The sequence below is a fragment of the Elioraea sp. genome, from assembly GCF_051860475.1.
GTDB lineage: Bacteria > Pseudomonadota > Alphaproteobacteria > Acetobacterales > Acetobacteraceae > Elioraea.
Window position 1 is genome coordinate 1 of sequence record NZ_JBHYDW010000112.1, and the last position, 15446, is coordinate 15446.

Genomic DNA, 15446 nt, shown 5'->3' on the forward strand with positions numbered 1-15446 from the left:
CGAGGCGGGCGGCATCACCGACCGGCTGCTCGCGGTCGCCAACGCGGTGATCGGCCGGCTGCGCGGTGCGCTCGGCCACGCCAACGTGGTCTCCTCGATGGGGTTCGGGGCGATCTCCGGCTCGGCGGTTTCCGACGTCGTGTCGATCGGCGCGATGATGATCCCGGCGATGAAGAAGGCAGGCTACCCGGCCGGCTATGCCGCGGCGATCACCGCGTGCAGCGCGATCCTCGGCGTCGTGATCCCGCCCTCGATCGTGATGATCATCTACGGCGCGGTCGGCCAGGTCAGTGTCGGAGCGCTGCTGATCGCAGGGATCGTGCCCGGAGTCACGATCGGGCTTGCGCAGATGGGCTACAATCACCTGCTCGCGGTGCGCAACGACTGGCCACGCGGGGCGCCGATGCGACTGCGCGCGCGCGGCAAGGCGGTGGTGCGCGGCCTGCCGGTGCTGTTCATCCCGGTGCTGGTGCTGGGCGGTGTGACCGGCGGGTTCGTCACGCCGACCGAGGCCGCGATCGTCGCCGTGCTCTGGGCCGCGCTGCTGGCGGTCGGCGCCTACGGCGCGATCCGCCTGCGTGACATACCCAACATGCTGGGCGAGAGCGCCGTCGCGTTCTCCATCCCGATGTTCATCGTCGGCGCCTCGGGGATCTATGGCTGGCTGGTGGCGTATCTCGGCGCCGGCCCGGCGGTGGCGTCGTTCCTGCTCGGCATCACCGACAGCTACTGGGGGCTGATGCTGCTGCTGGTCGCATTCCTGATCGTGATCGGCATCCCGCTCAACCCCATCCCGTCGGTGCTGATCTTCCTGCCGGTGATCCAGGCGGTCGGCGACGCCGCGGGCGCGCACCCGATCCAGGTCGGCGTGATCACCGTGATCGTGCTGGCGATCGGGCTGCTCACGCCGCCGCTCTCGATCTGCCTGCTGATCGCGGCGCAGATCGCCGAGGTGCAGGAGCTGCACGCCTTCCGCCACGCCCTGCCGATCATCGGGGTATGCCTGCTCGTCGTCCTGCTGCTGATCGCCGTGCCCGAGATCGTGCTGTTCCTGCCGCGACTGGCCTTCCCCGAGGTATTCCTGGGCGGGTGAGCGGGCTATACGGGGAGTTCCCCTCCCCTTCCCGGTCCGTTCCATGCCAGACCTTCCCCGCATCGTTCCGGTCATCCTCTCCGGCGGCTCCGGCACGCGGCTGTGGCCGGCGAGCCGCGAGAGCTATCCCAAGCAGCTGCTGCCGCTGGTCTCGGGCCGGTCAATGATCGTCGAGACGGCGCTGCGCGCCCCGCCGTCATCCGGCTTCGCGCCGCCGCTCGTGGTCTGCAACGACGCGCATCGCTTCATCATTGCCGAGCAGCTGCGCGACGCTGGCGTCGCCGGGTCGCGGATCGTGCTCGAGCCGGTGGGCCGCAACAGCGCGCCGGCGATCGCGGCCGCTGCCGTGCTGCTCGCCGAGGAGGACCCGGCGACGCCGCTCTGGATGATGGCAGCCGATGCTGCGATCACGGACGTCCCGGCGCTGCACCGCGCGGTCGCGATCGGTGCGGCGGCGGCGCGCGCGGGCCGGATCGTCACCTTCGGCATGACGCCGACCGCGCCCGAGACGGGCTATGGCTATATCGAGCGCGGCGAGCCCATTCCCGGCATCGACGGTGCCTTCGCCGCGGCCCGGTTCGTCGAGAAGCCCGATGCCACGACGGCCGCGCAGTACCTCGCCGGCGGCAGGCACCTCTGGAACAGCGGCATGTTCCTGTTCACCGCGGCGGCGCTGATCGTTGAGCTCGAACGCCATGCGCCGGACCTGCTCGCCGCGGTGCGGATGTCGGTGGCGGAGCGGACCACCGATCTCGACTTCATCCGCCTCGGTTCGGCGTTCACGGACAGTCCCTCGATCAGCCTCGACTATGCGGTCGCCGAGAAGACCGACCGCGCCGCCGTCGTGCCGGCCGCGATCGGCTGGTCCGATGTCGGCTCCTGGGCCGCGCTGTGGGAGCTCGGCACGCGCGATGCGTCCGGCAACGTCGCGGTCGGCGACGTGGTGCTGGAGGACGCCCGCAACTGCTACGTCCGCAGCCAGGGGCCGCTGGTTGCCGTGCTCGGGCTCGAGGACGCGGTGGTGGTCGCGGACGAGGACGCCGTACTGGCGATGCCGCGCGCCCGCGCGCAGGACGTCAAGCGCATCGTCGATCGCCTCAAGGCAGCGAGGCGCAAGGAGGCGACCGAGCATCGTCGCATGTACCGCCCCTGGGGCTTCTACGAGGGACTGATCCTGGGCGAGCGGTTCCAGGTGAAGCGCATCGTCGTGCGGCCGGGCGGGCGGCTCTCGTTGCAGAAGCACTTCCATCGCGCCGAGCACTGGGTGGTGGTGAACGGCACCGCGCTCGTCACGCGCGACGCCGAGACGCTGATGGTGCGCGAGAACGAGAGCGTCTATCTGCCGCTCGGCTGCGTGCACCGGCTGGAGAACCCGGGAAAGATCCCGCTCGCGCTGATCGAGGTGCAGTCCGGGCCCTATCTCGGCGAGGACGACATCGTGCGCATCGAGGACGTCTACGGGAGGGGCTGATGGACCTTCAGCTTGCCGGCAAGGTCGCGCTGGTCACCGGCGCCTCGGTCGGGCTCGGCCGCGGCATCGCCGAGGTGCTCGCCGAGGAGGGTTGCCGGCTCGCGGTTCTGGCACGGCGCAAGCCCCTGCTTGAGGAGCTTGCCGACGCGCTTGCTGGCCAGGGCGAGCGTCCGCTCGTGCTGGTCGAGGACATCACCGTCCCGGGTGCGGCCGAGCGCGCGCGCGACGCGGTCATGTCGCGCTACGGGCGCTGCGATATCCTGGTGAACAACGCCGGCGGGTCGCGCCCGCAGGAGGGGTTTGGCGACGACGCGGCCTGGGAGGAGGCGATGACGCTGAACTTCACCGCCGCCCGCCGCTTCGCCCACGCGATCGTCCCCGTGATGCAGGCGAACCGGTTCGGCCGGATCGTCAACATCACCGGCCCCGACGAGCCGTTCAACATCAACGCCGCGAATGCCCCCAACGGCGCGGTGCACATCTGGGCCAAGGCGCTCTCGCGCGTGGTCGGCAAGGACGGGATCACGGTGAACTCGATCCCGCCCGGACGCATCCGCAGCGAGCAGATCGACCAGCGCATCATGCCGACGGAGGAGGCGAGGCGCGCCTGGGCCGAGGCGAATGTGCCGGTCGGCTCTATCGGCGAACCGCGCGACCTCGCGGTGCTGGTGGCGTTCCTCTGCTCGCCGCTCGCGCGCTATATCACCGGCCAGGTGATCCACGTCGACGGCGGTGCACGCCGGTTCAGCCATTGATACCCGGCGCACAAAGGTTCGACCTTTGTGCGCCGGGTATCGCGCGCGGGGTTGGTGGGGCGGCCGCGCGCCGGAGGAAAGGTGACATACCAGCCGCGCGAAGGTTCATCCTTCGTGCGGCTGGTATGACAGGAGGCCGGGCGGACGGGGCCCCGCCCGGCCGCCCCGTCATGGGGTCTGCTGCGCCAGCGCGAAGGCCCGCACCGCGCTCCGGTCGTAGCCGCTCAACCGGACCGTGCCGTCGGTCGCCTTGGCCGCGACGTAGAGCGTCTCGGCGAAGGCCGCGTTCGGGCAGGTGCCCATCAGCGTACCGACCGCGAAGCTGCCGGAGAACGTCGTGCCCGCGCGCGTGTAGGCGCCCGAGGCGGCTGCCAGCACCTCGCCGCCTGCGCCGGCCGCCGGCACATCGGTCGCCCCGCGGGTCAGGCTGAAGCTGAACCGCGCCCTGCCGTTCGGGTGCGAGGGCGAGAAGGCAAGCGTCACCGAGGCCCCCGGTGCGTAGTTGATGAAGCCGCAGTCGTCGTCCGACACGCCGGCCGAGATCACGGGTGGCGCGATCGATGCCGAGCAGCGCGAGTTGTCGATCACCAGCGAGAACACGAAGCCGTCGTCGATGATCTCCGAGGCGTCGGCGATCCGGGTGTTCAAGGTGCCGTCGGGCGCGACGCCGGTCGGCACGATGAAGCGGAACGTGCCGGCCCCGGGGGCGACCCGCACGCCGTTCTTGGCGAACACCTCGACCCGCACCTGGTAGGTGTCGGCAAGCCCGGGCGCGGCCAGTTCGCTGTTCGTTCCGGGTGTCGTCCATTTCGCCGCATAGATCTCGCCCATGCCGGAGTCGATCGGCCAGTAATAGGTCGTCCCGGCGGGGTCGGCGGAGGTGTCCACCGCCCAGTCGGCGGGACTGAACAGCTGCGTCTTGAAGCGGAACAGATTGTCGCCGACGGGGCCGAGCTGCACGGTGGGGAACTGCACCGCCGGGCCGGGCACGTCACGCACGTAGCTCCGCGTGATCGGCGTGGTCATCGCCGTCCAGTCGCCCGTCGTGCCGCGCCGCCACGACCAGCGGAAGTAGTAGAGCCCGTCATTCGGGATGCTGAGCGAATGCTGCTGGCGGAAGCCGAGCACCGAGCCGAACGGTGCATTGACGTTCACGCCGTAGGTGGTCAGCCCGTCCGGCCGCACCCAGCCCGCGGGGACCGGACCTCCGGCCGTGCCGGCGATCGGCATCGCGCCGACCGCATGCGGCATCACCCAGGTCTCGACCCCAGGCGGCGGATCGACCGGATCGTCCGGCACGCAGGGCTGGGCCCGCGGATCGGTGACCACGACGGTGATCTCGTCGCCGCAATGGTAGTTCCAGGTCGTGCCGCAGGTGATCGACGGCGCGTGGATCGTCGTCCAGACCCCGCCCAGGAACTGCTGCGCCGAGACGTAGATGTCGGGCCGGTCCTCGTCGCCGCAGGCATGGATGTAGAGCGCCGTGAAGCGGCCGTCATCGCCGGTCGTGACGGTGGCGAAGCAGTGCCGGCGCGTCACGAACAGCGCATCGAGCCACGGCAGCCGGCAGAGATAGGGGAACAGCAGCATGCCGCCGAGGCTGAGCCGCGCGCGCACCACCTCGGCCGGGGCGTGCTGGATCTCCTCGATCAGGCGGAACGTCGGCGCGGCGTGCGCGGCGATCGCTTCGACGGGCTGCGTGGCAAGCGCGACCGGCGCCGCCATCGGCATCAATGGCCGCGACAGCAGCGGCGGGGGCGCCGGCGGCTCAGGCACATCGGGGATGGCACCCGGGAAGGCGAAGGGCGGGGGATCGGGGATCGGGATCGGCCGGCGGATCAGCTCGAGCAGATCGTCGCGCAGGCGGAGGATGTCGCGGTCGGGCAGCACGCGGATCAGTCGCGGCCAGCGGTCGATCTCGCACAGCGTCACCCGGGCGTGGCAGATCGGCAGGTCGAGCGTGGTGCCGTTCGGCAGCACCACCCGCTTCACCAGCCGCCCGCGCACCAGGCAGACGCAGAGCCGGAACCACGGCCACCAGACGGGCCGGGGGATCTGCACGCGGATTTCCGGGCGGCGGAGCGCGAGCCGGACGGTCTCGACATGTCCCTTGAGCTGCTTCAGCAGCTCGGCCCGCCCTGGCAACGGCTCGTTCGCGCCGGTCTCCACCACGGGGGCCACGAGCAACCGCGCGGTGTCGCCAACGGCCTTGGGGTCGAGCTTGATCTCGCCCTTGGCGATCAGGGTGGCGCCCTCGGCGGCGACCTTGAGGATCGTCTGCCCGGCCACCTTGCCGGTGCGGTCATAGACCACTGCGCGCAGGGCCTCGATCCGCTCGTCGGGTTTCGGCTGGGTCAGTTCGATCAGCACGGGAACAGCCTGCATCGCTCTCCTCCTCATCTCTTGTTGTCCCGGCCGACCGAGCGGCGAGCATACCGTGCCGGAGCGAACACGGTGCATGACAAACAGTTTGCCGTGAGGTGACGCGGGTCACGCGACACTGGCATTCTTGCTTGGTGCAGACCCTCTCGCTTGTCCTGCTCCTCATCGCGGCTTCGGTTCCGCTCGCGCTGCTCGCGCGCTGGTCGAACCTGCCCTACGCGGTCGCCCTGGTGCTCGGCGGCATGGCGCTCGCCTTCGTGCCGTTCATGCCGCGCGTCGCGCTCGACCCACAGCTTGTTCTTGTTCTGTTTCTGCCGCCGCTGCTGCAGGCGGGCGCGTTCTTCATGCCCTGGCGGCCCTTCAAAGCGAACCTCCGCCCGATCCTGCTGCTCGCGATCGGGCTGGTCGCCTGCACCACGGCCGCGATCGGGCTCGCGACCAGATGGCTGATGCCGGACCTTCCCTGGGCGGTCTGTTTCGCGCTCGGCGCGATCGTCTCGCCGCCCGACGCGGTCGCGGCCACGGCCGTGCTCGAGTCCATGCGGCTGCCGAAACGCATCGTCGTCGTGCTCGAGGGTGAGAGCCTGGTCAACGACGCCTCGGGACTCATTCTCTACAACATAGCCATCGCCGCGGCTCTGACGGGCATGTTCTCCTGGAGCGAGGCGGGCGCGCGCTTCGTGCTGGTCGGCGGCGGCGGAGCCATCCTGGGCGCCGCGTGCGGGCTTGCCGTCGTGCGGGGGCTGAGGCGCCTGCACGAGCCGATGCTCGAGATCGCCGTCACGATGCTGCTGGCCTATGCCTCCTACATCGCGGCCGACCGGATCGGGCTGTCCGGCGTGCTCTCCACGGTCGCGGCCGGGCTGGTGCTCGGCTGGCATGCACCGGAGACGATGAGCCCGCAGACGCGCATCCAGGCCAAGGCAGCCTGGGACGTGCTCGTCTTCCTGCTCAACTCCCTGGTGTTCCTGCTGATCGGGCTGAGCCTGAACGAGGTGGCCACGCGGGTCGCGCCGCGCGCGCTGCTCGAGCTTGCCGGCATCGGACTCCTGCTGTCGCTCGTCGCGATCGTCGTCCGGATGGCCTGGGTGTTCCCGGCCGCCTATCTGCCGCGCCTGCTCGTGCCCGCGATCCGCCGGCGCGACCCCTACCCCCCCTGGCGCTGGCTCGTGATCATCGGCTGGACGGGAATGCGCGGCGTCGTCAGCCTCGCCGCGGCGCTGGCGATCCCGGCCACGCTGCCGGACGGCTCGCCGTTCCCCGGCCGCGATGCCGTTCTGGTGCTCACCTTCGTTGTCATCCTGATCACGCTGGTCGGCCAGGCGACCACGCTCGGCCCGTTGATCCGCCGGCTCGGCGTCGCCCGTCCCGGCGGCGGCGGAGACGCGCATGCGCCGCATCGCCTGCGGATCGCGCGGGCAGGGCTCGCGGCCATGACCGCGAAGGCGGATGACCCGCTGGAGGGCGCGATCGTGCGCGACCTGCTGCCGGAATTGTCGCTCCGCGCCGGCGCCTCGCCACGCCAGGGCGCGCAGGCGATCGAGGCAACCGCGCGGCTCGTGCTGATGCTGGAGGCGCGCGCCGCGGAGCGGGCGGAACTCCTCGCGCTGCATCGCAGCGCCGAGATCGACGACGACACGCTCCGGGTCCTGCAGGAGGAGCTCGACCTCGAGGAACTGCGCCTGCGCCGGAGCCTCGCGGCGATGCGCGGCGAGTAGGGCGCGCTCAGCCGGACGCCGGCGGCGCGACCATCGTATCGACCTGCGCCACCAGCTGGCGCAGCGTGTAGGGCTTGGGCAGGAAGTGCAGATCCTCGTCCGGCAGCCCGTCGATCGCGGCACTCTCGGAATAGCCCGAGACCAGAACGACCGGGATCTTGGGATAGCGCGCGCGCACGGCCTTCACCACCTGCGTGCCGTCCATCCCCGGCATCACGACGTCGGAGACCAGCGCCGCGGGAGGAACCGGCTCGGCGTCGAGCATCTGCAGCGCCGCCTCGCCGGAGGCTGCGGCCAGCACACGCCAGCCTGCGTTCTCGAGCGCGCGCGTACTCAACCGGCGGACCCCGTCCTCGTCCTCAACCAGCAGCACCGTGCCGCGCCGCGCCGCGCCGTCCTCCAGGCAACCCGGCGGCGCACCCATCCGCGCTGCGGGCTCGGCCGCCCGCTGATGGGCCGGCGGCTCGCGCTGCAGCGGCTCTTCATGCGGGATGATCGGCAGGTAGATGCGGAACGTGGTCCCCTCGCCCGGCGTGCTCTCGACCGAGATGAAGCCGTCGGTCTGGCGCACGATTCCATACACCGTGGCGAGCCCGAGCCCGGTGCCGCCGGCCTCCTTCCGGGTGGTGAAGAACGGCTCAAACAGCCGCGGCAGGTCGTCAGGCGAGATCCCGTTGCCGGTGTCCGACACCTCGACCATGGCGTAGCGGCCCGGCGGGATCACCTCCTGGCCGCGCACCAGCGGCCGGTACAGCGTGATGTTGCTGGTCCGGATCGTGAGCCGCCCGCCCTGGGGCATGGCGTCGCGCGCGTTGAGCGCAAGGTTCACGACCACCTGGTCGAACTGCACCGGATCGACCCGGATCATGTGGCTCGGCAGTTCCAGGTCGAGCTCCAGCGCCACGCGCTGGCCGAGCAGCCGCCGCAGCAGCGCGGCGACGTCCTCGATCGCGTCCGCGAGGCGGATGATGCGCGGCTGCAGCGTCTGGCGCCGGCTGAACGCCAGCAGCTGCTTCACCAGCGCCGCCCCGCGCTCAGCGCTGCGTCGGATATGCAGCAGATCGGCCTGGAGCGGCTCGGCCATGTCGTCGCGCGCAAGGCAGAGGTCGCTCGCGGCGATGATCGAGGTCAGCAGGTTGTTGAAGTCGTGCGCGATTCCGCCGGCAAGCTGGCCGACCGCCTGCATCTTCTGGGTCTGCGCGAGCTGGGTCTCCATCACCCGGTGGCGCGTGATGTCGGTCAGACGGATCACCGCGCCCGAGACCGCACCGTCCGCCTCTGTCACCGGTGTGAAGGCGACCATGGCGACCGAGCACCCAAGCGGAATCCCGCCTTCGCCCTGCCGTTCGGCGAGGCGGAGCTCGACCGCCGAACGGCCGCCAAGGCCGGCGCCCATCCGGGCGAGCTCGGCCAGCACCTTGTCGCGATCCTCGGGGTGGAACAGCTCCCCGACCGGCGCGCCACGCGGCACTGGCTCGACCATCCGTCCCGCGAGCGCCTGTGCAGCGTCGTTGGCCAGCAGCAGCCGCGCCTCGGCATCGACGATGACGATTCCGGTCGGCGCCTGGTCGAACAGGGTGCGCCACGCCTCGCCCTCGGACCGCGTGAGGCGCTCGATCAGACACGTGGCAGACGGGTCAGCCGGCACGGTGCGGCACCTGACCCTTCAACCGCCAGACATACGCGATGATCTCGGCCACGGCCTGGTAGTGCTCCTCGGGGATCTCACGATCAACCTCCACCGTGTAGAGGGCGCGCGCAAGCGGCGGATTGGCGACGATCGGAATGCGGTGCTCCTCGGCCGATGCGCGGATCTTCGCGGCCAGATGATCCACCCCCTTGGCCATGACCTTCGGCGCCGCCGAGCCATCGCGGTCATAGGCGAGCGCCACGGCATAGTGGGTCGGGTTCGTGATGACGACGGTCGATTTCGGTACCGCGGCGAGCATGCGGTTGCGCGAACGTTCGGCGCGGATGCGTCGCAGGCGCGCGCGGATCTCGGGATCACCCTCGCTCTGCTTCATCTCCTCGCGGATGTCCTGGCGCGACATGCGCAGCCGCTGGGCGTGGCGGTAGCGGCTCCAGGCCACGTCGAGCACGCCGATCACCGTCAGTGCCGCAAGCAGCGCGAGCAGCAGGCGGAAGGCGTCTGCGACCACCACGGCAAGCAGGGTGGACGGCGCCCATTCGGCCGAGTGCAGCAACCGCGACGGCGCGTCCCACAGCACCGCGACCGCGGCGGCGATCAGCACCGAGAGCTTGGCGAGGCTCTTGACGAACTCCATCAGGTTCTCGGGCGAGACGATCCGCTTCGCCCCGGCGAGCGGGCTCAGCCGCGACCGCTTGGGTGCGATCCGCTTGGCCGAGACGAGCAGCCGCGTCTGCGCGAGCGTGGTCCCTGCCCCGAGCGCCAGCGCGAACGCGGCGATGCCGATCAGGAGCAGCGCGGCGGCACGCAGGACCGGCCACAGCGCCTCGGTCATCAGTGCCGGATCGACCGTATGGGCGCGCTCGAACAGGACCACGATCGCGGCGATCAGCGCCTTCGCGGCATCCGGGCCGACCATCGCCGCGCCGATCGTGGCACCCGCGAGCGCCGCAGCCGTCGCCAGGTCCTTCGAGACCGGGACCTCGCCATCCTCGCGCGCCTTCTCGAGCCGGCGCGGGGTCGGGGCCTCTGTCTTCTCGCCGTTGCCGTCCTTCTCCTCGGCCATTGCAGCTCAGAGCCCCGGCAGCCCGCCAAGCACGACCCGCGCGGCGGCCGTCCAGACCGAGAGCATCCCCGCGAGCAGCACGGCGAGCAGGGCGAGCCCGCCCGCGACCTGCAACGGCAGGGCAACGAAGTAGACCTGCATCTGCGGCACCAGGCGCGACAGCAGGCCGAGGGTAAGCTGGAACACCACGGCCGCGAGCACGAACGGACCGGCGAGCTGGAACGCGAGCGCCACGCTGGTTGCGACCGCGATCACCACCGCCTCCGCCGCGGCATCGGCCGGGAAGGGCCCGCCCGCCGGCAGCACCCGGTACGACCCGGCCAGCGCCGCGATCGGCAGCATGTGCAGGCCGGTTGCGAACAGCACCACGATGCCGCCGAGGCCGACCATGCGCGAGAGCGCCGTGCCGGTCGCGCCGAAGGACGGGTCGAACAGCGTGGCGTTGGAAAGGCCGAGCAGGAAGCCGAGATACTGCATGGCCATCGGCAGGGCGAGGGCGACGATGCGCGCGAGCCCGCCGATCCAGAGCCCGACCGCGCACTCGCCCGCGACCAGCGCAAGTGCCGCCGCGGGCGACGCGGGCGGAGGCGGCAGGGCCGGCGCGATCGGGGGCCAGAGCAGCGCAGCAAGCGCCAGCGTCATGCCGATCTTCACCGTCGCCGGCACCTCCTGCTCGCCCAGCCCCGGCAGCAGCATCAGCGCGGCGCCGATCCGGCAGACCAGCAGCAGGAACGCGAACGTCCAGGCCGGCAGCAGCTCGGGCAGAGCGGCAGCCTCGAGCGGCACGGTGCCTAGACCCCGCCGATCGCGACGATGCGGTCGAACAGGAGCCGCGTGAAGTCGCCGAGCGTGCGGCCGATGAAGGGCGCCGTCAGCGCCGCCGCCCCGAACACCGCGAGCAGCTTGGGTACGAAGATCAGCGACGCCTCATTCACCTGGGTGAGCGCCTGGAACAGCGAGATGATCAGGCCGACGACCAGCGCGGTCGCCATCAGCGGGCCGCCGACCAGCAGCGTGATCCATAGTCCGTCGCGCATCAGCGCGATCACGTCGGTATCGCTCACCCTCGCCCCTCCTGGGCTGGACGCGACCGCCGGCGCCCGGTGCCGGGCCGGCATCGCTACGGTGTCCTGTCGAAAGCTTCGCTCGACCCCTTGCGCGGCAGCGCGCTCAGATCGGCATGCGCATCACGTCCTGGTAGGCCTGGATCACCCGATCGCGGATCGCGACGGTGGTCTGGAGCGCGAGCTCGGCCCGCGCGACAGCCGTGACCATCTCGGTCACGTTGCCCTCGCCGGCGATCGCAGCCGCCGAAACGCGGTCCGCCTCCTTCGCGTTCGAGACCGTGTCCGCGATCGCGCGGCTGAGCATCTGGCCGAATCCGCCGGCGGCGTCGCCTGCCCCCTGCGCCGCCCCCTCGCCGAAGGCCGAGGCAGCGGCGTTCGCGTAGCGCGCGGCAGCCGCAGCCGCACCGATTCCGGTCATCGCCCGCCCCCTAGCGCAGCAGCTCGATCGCGCGCGTCAGCATCCCGCGCGTGACTTCGAGCACGTTCAGATTGGCCGCGTAGCTGCGCTGCGCCTCACGCATGTCCATCATCTCGATGAACGAGTTCACGTTCGGCACCTTCACGTAGCCGTTGTCGTCCGCCGCCGGATGCCCCGGCTCGAAGCGCGTGCCGAAGTCGCTCTCGTCGCGTCCGACCCGCTTCACGTGCACCTGCTCGACCCCGAGCACGCGGTTGAAGCGCGACTCGAAGGTGATCGTCTTGCGCCGGTACGGATCGCCCTCCGGCGTGCTCGCGGTGGTGTCGCGGTTCGCCAGGTTCTCGGCGACGATTCGAAGCCGCATCGCCTGGGCGTCCATGCCAGCGGCCGAGAGCCGCAGGGCCTTGAAGAGATCCATCACGTCCTCCGTGCCGGACGATGCCGGCCAGGGCTCAGTCTGCCCGGCAAACCTTTCCACCGGGTTGCGATCTGCCGGGTCATCCCTGCCGCCCAAGCGCGGTGCGGAACAGCGCGAAGTACTTGCGGTACAGGCCGAGGGTCAGCGAGTGGTGCGTCTCGGTGTCGGAGACCTTCACGAGTTCGCGCTCGACCTGCACGGCATTGCCGGCCGGCGTCCGCTCCGCCGCGACGCGCACGGCGCGGGCGACCGGCGCGGGGCCCTGGGTGCCGACGAGATGGCGCGGATCGGTGCGCGCGGGCGCAACCGCGCCGGTGCGGGCGAGCACCCGCGCGAACGGCGGCAGGTCCTTCGCCGCATAGCCCGGCGAGTCGGCGTTGGCGATGTTCTGCGACAGCACCTCCTGGCGGCGATCCAGCCAGGCGAGACGCTGCTCGGCCAGCCGGAAAAGACTGAGCTTGCCGGGATCCATCTGGTCACCTCCTGCGCCGGCGCGGCAACGCATGTGCCGTGCCAACGCGCGCGCGACCATGGCCGCACTTCCTGAAGCTGGCGTTAAGCGTCGCCGCTGCACGCTTAAGCATTCCGTAAAGCGTGCGGTGCATGTTCCAGGCGACGGACGGCGACAGACGGCCGGTGTCATGAGCCAGACCATCGACGGGCGGAGCGGATGGACGACAACGACGAGACGGAACGCGCGGCCACCATCGGCCTCATCGCCGAGACGATGCGCTCGACCGTGACGGTGGCACGCGCCCTGGTCGATGCCGGGGTACGCGTCGATCTCTCCGGGCTCGATCGCGAGGTCAGCGACCTCTGCGCCGACGCGGTCGCTCTGCCCCGCCCCCTCGGGCGCGAGCTGATCGGGCCGCTGAGCCGGCTGCGCGACGAGATCTCCGCCCTGGAACAGACGCTGACGGACGCCCCGACGGCCGGCTGATCAGCGCCCGACCGATGTCACGGCAGAAGGCCGTACCATGATAGAGACGCTCCAATCCATTCCCTGGGCGATCGCCGCGCTCGCGGTGACGATCGCGGTGATCCTGCTGGTCGGCAAGCTCGCCCAGCGGGCAGGGCTCGGCACCGGCCCGCGCTCGGGCCGACGACTCGCGGTGGTCGAGACGCTCTCGGTCGATGCCAGGCGGCGCCTCGTGATCGCGCGCGTCGACGGGCGCGAGGCCGTGCTGTTGGTGGGCGGGGCGAACGACCAGGTGGTGTGCCTGCTCGGGACCGCCGCGGAGGCAGGCCGATGAGGCGCAGCCTTCTCACCCTCCTTGCAATGCTGCTGATGCTGCTGCCCAGCGTCGCCCTTGCACAATCGGTCACCGTCGATCTCGGGGCCGCGGGCGACGGCAGCGCCGCGACGCGGATCGTCCAGCTCACCGCACTGATCGCGCTGCTCAGCCTGGCACCGTCGCTGCTGGTGATGGTGACGGCGTTCGCGCGCATCGTGATCGTGCTGTCGCTGCTGCGCGCCGCGCTCGGCACCCAGGGCACGCCGCCCAACACCGTGCTGATCGGCCTCGCGCTGTTCCTCACCTTCTTCGTGATGCAGCCGGCGTTCGAGCAGTCCTGGACGCTCGGCATCCTGCCGATGACGGAGGGGCGGGTGACCGAGATCGAGGGGATGCGGCTGGCCGCCGAACCGTTCCGCGGCTTCATGGTCGCGAATCTGCGGTCGGAGGACCTGTCCCTGTTTCTCGACATCGCCGACCTGCCGCCGCCCGAATCGCCGGCGCTGACGCCCTGGCGCGCGCTCGTGCCGGCGTTCCTGGTGGGCGAGCTGCGCCGCGCGTTCGAGATCGGCTTCCTGCTGTTCGTGCCGTTCCTGGTGATCGACCTCGTCGTCGCCTCGGTGCTGATGAGCATGGGCATGATGATGCTGCCGCCGACGGTGGTCTCGCTGCCGTTCAAGCTGATCTTCTTCGTGCTCGTCGACGGCTGGCGGCTGGTCTCGGGCAGTCTGGCGCAGAGCTTCGTCGGCGGCTGATTGCTCTCGCCGGCGCGTCGGTCCAGGCTGCGCCCCGCGAACAGGGGGGCGCGATGCGGGAGCTCACGAGCGAGGCGCTGCTGGCCGATGTGCGGCGCTGGGTGGAGATCGAGAGTCCGACCCAGGACGCAGCTGCGGTGAACCGGGTCGCCGACCATGCCGAGGCGGAACTCCGCGGCGTTGGCGCGACGATCGAACGCATCGCCGGCACGGACGGCTTCGCCGACATCCTGCTCGGCCGCGTGGCGGGTGACGCCGCCGGCCCCGGCATCCTGCTGCTCGGCCACATGGACACCGTCCATCCCGTCGGCACGCTGGCCGGGCCGCTGCCGTTCCGGATCGAGGGCGAGCGCGCCTACGGTCCGGGCATCTACGACATGAAGGGCGGCAACGCGATCGCGATCGCGGCGCTGAAGCAGCTGCACGCGACCGGACGCCGGCCCTGTCTGCCCGTCACCGTGATGCTGATCCCCGACGAGGAGGCCGGCAGCCCGTCCTCGCGGGCGCGGATCGAGGCCGAGGCCGCGCGTCATGCCATCGTGCTGGTCGCGGAACCGTCAGGCGAGGGAGGACGGCTCACGGTGGCGCGGCACGGCATCGCGCGGTTCCACCTGCGCACCATCGGCCGTCCGGCCCATGCCGGGGCCTATCACGAGAAGGGCCGCAGCGCGATCCGCGAGATGGCACACCAGGTGCTTGCGATCGAGGCGATGACCAACTATGGCCGAACGATCGTGCTGAACGTCGGCACGATCGCGGGCGGCACGCACGAGAACATGGTCCCGCTCGCCTGCGAGGCCTGCGTCTATGTGCTGGTGCCGACCGTCGAGGCCGAGGAGGAGGTGCACGGGAAGCTGTTGGCACTGCAGCCCGTCGATCTTGATGTCCGGCTGGAGATGCGGCGCGGGCTGTTCCGGCCGCCTTACGGCAAGACGCGCGCGATCCAGGCGCTCTACGACCACGCAGCATCCCTGGCGCGCGACCTCGCGTTTCCGGTGGCGGGCGAGCGCATCGCCGGCGGTGGCAGCGACGGCAACTTCACCGGCAGCCTCGGCGTGCCGACGCTCGACGGCCTCGGCGTGATCGGCGACGGGCCGCACACGCACGAGGAGCACCTGCTGATCCCCTGCCTGGTGCCGCGCACCGCGCTGTGGGTGCGGCTGTTCGAGACGCTCGATCCGTCGTTGGTTGCCGAGGCTCAGCCGGCGGGCAGCAGCGTGGCGATGTAGGGCGGCAGCTGGAATGAGGCCGCGTGTACTTCGGGCGTCCAGTAGCGCGTGGTGCCCAAGATGCCGGCGGCCGCGGCGCGGCGGCGCAGTTCCTCGGCAGCGGCGCCGCGCAGCCCCGGCGGCTTCGCAGCCCCCCCCCGCGGCATGAAACCCCCGACAAAGGTCGGGACCGCGGCGCCCGAGGCGGGCAC

At 71.1% G+C, this 15446-nt stretch carries 16 protein-coding genes and 1 pseudogene; 8 read left to right on the top strand and 9 right to left on the bottom strand.

Going from position 1 to position 15446, the window contains the following annotated elements; genetic code table 11:
- The 3 genes from ACTIFU_RS17255 to ACTIFU_RS17265 form a co-directional block, all read left to right on the top strand.
- The coding region (locus ACTIFU_RS17255) for a TRAP transporter large permease (protein WP_439579556.1) at window positions 1-1093 on the top strand (1093 nt) is incomplete at its 5' end.
- A 43-nt stretch (window positions 1094-1136) separates the two neighbouring features.
- Window positions 1137-2564 (top strand): mannose-1-phosphate guanylyltransferase/mannose-6-phosphate isomerase, encoded by a 1428-nt coding sequence (locus ACTIFU_RS17260; RefSeq protein WP_439579557.1) that lies wholly within the window; start codon window positions 1137-1139, stop codon window positions 2562-2564.
- Window positions 2564-3319 carry an SDR family NAD(P)-dependent oxidoreductase gene (locus tag ACTIFU_RS17265; RefSeq protein WP_439579558.1) on the top strand — a complete coding sequence of 252 codons (756 nt, stop codon included), beginning with the start codon at window positions 2564-2566 and terminating at the stop codon, window positions 3317-3319. The genes ACTIFU_RS17260 and ACTIFU_RS17265 overlap by 1 nt, the downstream gene beginning before the upstream one ends.
- Before the next feature lie 168 nt (window positions 3320-3487).
- Here ACTIFU_RS17265 and ACTIFU_RS17270 read toward each other — a convergent pair whose 3' ends face one another.
- Window positions 3488-5704: a hypothetical protein gene (locus ACTIFU_RS17270; protein ID WP_439579559.1), complete on the bottom strand. Its 2217-nt coding sequence runs from the start codon at window positions 5702-5704 to the stop codon at window positions 3488-3490.
- A 131-nt stretch (window positions 5705-5835) separates the two neighbouring features.
- On the opposite strand from ACTIFU_RS17270, the gene ACTIFU_RS17275 reads away from it, so the two are divergent.
- Window positions 5836-7419, top strand: a complete 1584-nt coding sequence (locus ACTIFU_RS17275) for a Na+/H+ antiporter (RefSeq protein ID WP_439579560.1) — start codon at window positions 5836-5838, stop codon at window positions 7417-7419.
- Between the two features lie 7 nt (window positions 7420-7426).
- Here the strand turns inward: ACTIFU_RS17275 and ACTIFU_RS17280 are convergent, their stop codons facing one another.
- The 7 genes from ACTIFU_RS17280 to ACTIFU_RS17310 all read right to left on the bottom strand — a co-directional run bounded on the left by ACTIFU_RS17280 (window position 7427) and on the right by ACTIFU_RS17310 (window position 12508).
- Window positions 7427-9067: an ATP-binding protein gene (locus tag ACTIFU_RS17280; protein WP_439579561.1), complete on the bottom strand. Its 1641-nt coding sequence runs from the start codon at window positions 9065-9067 to the stop codon at window positions 7427-7429.
- On the bottom strand, window positions 9057-10133 hold the full coding sequence (gene flhB / locus ACTIFU_RS17285; protein ID WP_439579562.1) for a flagellar biosynthesis protein FlhB: 1077 nt from the start codon (window positions 10131-10133) through the stop codon (window positions 9057-9059). The genes ACTIFU_RS17280 and flhB overlap by 11 nt, the downstream gene beginning before the upstream one ends.
- A gap of 6 nt (window positions 10134-10139) precedes the next feature.
- The gene (locus ACTIFU_RS17290; RefSeq protein WP_439579563.1) at window positions 10140-10919 is read right to left on the bottom strand and encodes a flagellar biosynthetic protein FliR; all 780 of its coding nucleotides are present in this window, start codon (window positions 10917-10919) and stop codon (window positions 10140-10142) included.
- A gap of 5 nt (window positions 10920-10924) precedes the next feature.
- Entirely contained in the window at window positions 10925-11197 is a 273-nt protein-coding gene (gene fliQ / locus ACTIFU_RS17295) for a flagellar biosynthesis protein FliQ (protein WP_439579564.1), read from the bottom strand.
- A 106-nt stretch (window positions 11198-11303) separates the two neighbouring features.
- The gene (locus ACTIFU_RS17300) at window positions 11304-11618 is read right to left on the bottom strand and encodes a flagellar hook-basal body complex protein FliE (RefSeq protein WP_439579565.1); all 315 of its coding nucleotides are present in this window, start codon (window positions 11616-11618) and stop codon (window positions 11304-11306) included.
- Window positions 11619-11628: 10 nt separating this feature from the next.
- Window positions 11629-12036 (bottom strand): flagellar basal body rod protein FlgC, encoded by a 408-nt coding sequence (gene flgC / locus ACTIFU_RS17305; RefSeq protein WP_439579566.1) that lies wholly within the window; start codon window positions 12034-12036, stop codon window positions 11629-11631.
- Between the two features lie 79 nt (window positions 12037-12115).
- The gene (locus ACTIFU_RS17310) at window positions 12116-12508 is read right to left on the bottom strand and encodes a flagellar basal body rod protein FlgB (protein ID WP_439579567.1); all 393 of its coding nucleotides are present in this window, start codon (window positions 12506-12508) and stop codon (window positions 12116-12118) included.
- Between the two features lie 198 nt (window positions 12509-12706).
- Between ACTIFU_RS17310 and ACTIFU_RS17315 the strand changes: the two genes are divergently transcribed.
- Genes ACTIFU_RS17315 through ACTIFU_RS17330 form a run of 4 tightly spaced genes read left to right on the top strand, consistent with a single transcriptional unit; the run spans window position 12707 to window position 15255 of the window.
- On the top strand, window positions 12707-12976 hold the full coding sequence (locus ACTIFU_RS17315; RefSeq protein WP_439579568.1) for a hypothetical protein: 270 nt from the start codon (window positions 12707-12709) through the stop codon (window positions 12974-12976).
- Between the two features lie 37 nt (window positions 12977-13013).
- On the top strand, window positions 13014-13289 hold the full coding sequence (locus ACTIFU_RS17320; RefSeq protein ID WP_439579569.1) for a flagellar biosynthetic protein FliO: 276 nt from the start codon (window positions 13014-13016) through the stop codon (window positions 13287-13289).
- Window positions 13286-14026 carry a flagellar type III secretion system pore protein FliP gene (gene fliP / locus ACTIFU_RS17325; RefSeq protein ID WP_439579570.1) on the top strand — a complete coding sequence of 247 codons (741 nt, stop codon included), beginning with the start codon at window positions 13286-13288 and terminating at the stop codon, window positions 14024-14026. The genes ACTIFU_RS17320 and fliP overlap by 4 nt, the downstream gene beginning before the upstream one ends.
- A gap of 53 nt (window positions 14027-14079) precedes the next feature.
- Entirely contained in the window at window positions 14080-15255 is a 1176-nt protein-coding gene (locus ACTIFU_RS17330) for a M20 family metallopeptidase (protein ID WP_439579571.1), read from the top strand.
- On the opposite strand, the pseudogene ACTIFU_RS17335 reads toward ACTIFU_RS17330, so the two are convergent.
- Window positions 15225-15446 (bottom strand): annotated as a pseudogene (locus ACTIFU_RS17335) (polyamine aminopropyltransferase); the annotation flags it as partial. The gene ACTIFU_RS17330 and the pseudogene ACTIFU_RS17335 sit on opposite strands and share 31 nt — an antisense overlap.

Bases quoted from the DNA above. Each gene is read 5' to 3' on its own strand.
- ACTIFU_RS17320 (WP_439579569.1), top strand. From the start codon at position 13,014: ATGATAGAGACGCTCCAATCCATTCCCTGGGCGATCGCCGCGCTCGCG.
- ACTIFU_RS17265 (WP_439579558.1), top strand. From the start codon at position 2,564: ATGGACCTTCAGCTTGCCGGCAAGGTCGCGCTGGTCACCGGCGCCTCG.
- ACTIFU_RS17330 (WP_439579571.1), top strand. From the start codon at position 14,080: ATGCGGGAGCTCACGAGCGAGGCGCTGCTGGCCGATGTGCGGCGCTGG.
- fliP (WP_439579570.1), top strand. From the start codon at position 13,286: ATGAGGCGCAGCCTTCTCACCCTCCTTGCAATGCTGCTGATGCTGCTG.
- ACTIFU_RS17300 (WP_439579565.1), bottom strand. From the start codon at position 11,618: ATGACCGGAATCGGTGCGGCTGCGGCTGCCGCGCGCTACGCGAACGCC.
- ACTIFU_RS17315 (WP_439579568.1), top strand. From the start codon at position 12,707: ATGGACGACAACGACGAGACGGAACGCGCGGCCACCATCGGCCTCATC.
- flhB (WP_439579562.1), bottom strand. From the start codon at position 10,133: ATGGCCGAGGAGAAGGACGGCAACGGCGAGAAGACAGAGGCCCCGACC.
- ACTIFU_RS17260 (WP_439579557.1), top strand. From the start codon at position 1,137: ATGCCAGACCTTCCCCGCATCGTTCCGGTCATCCTCTCCGGCGGCTCC.
- ACTIFU_RS17270 (WP_439579559.1), bottom strand. From the start codon at position 5,704: ATGCAGGCTGTTCCCGTGCTGATCGAACTGACCCAGCCGAAACCCGAC.
- flgC (WP_439579566.1), bottom strand. From the start codon at position 12,036: ATGGATCTCTTCAAGGCCCTGCGGCTCTCGGCCGCTGGCATGGACGCC.
- ACTIFU_RS17310 (WP_439579567.1), bottom strand. From the start codon at position 12,508: ATGGATCCCGGCAAGCTCAGTCTTTTCCGGCTGGCCGAGCAGCGTCTC.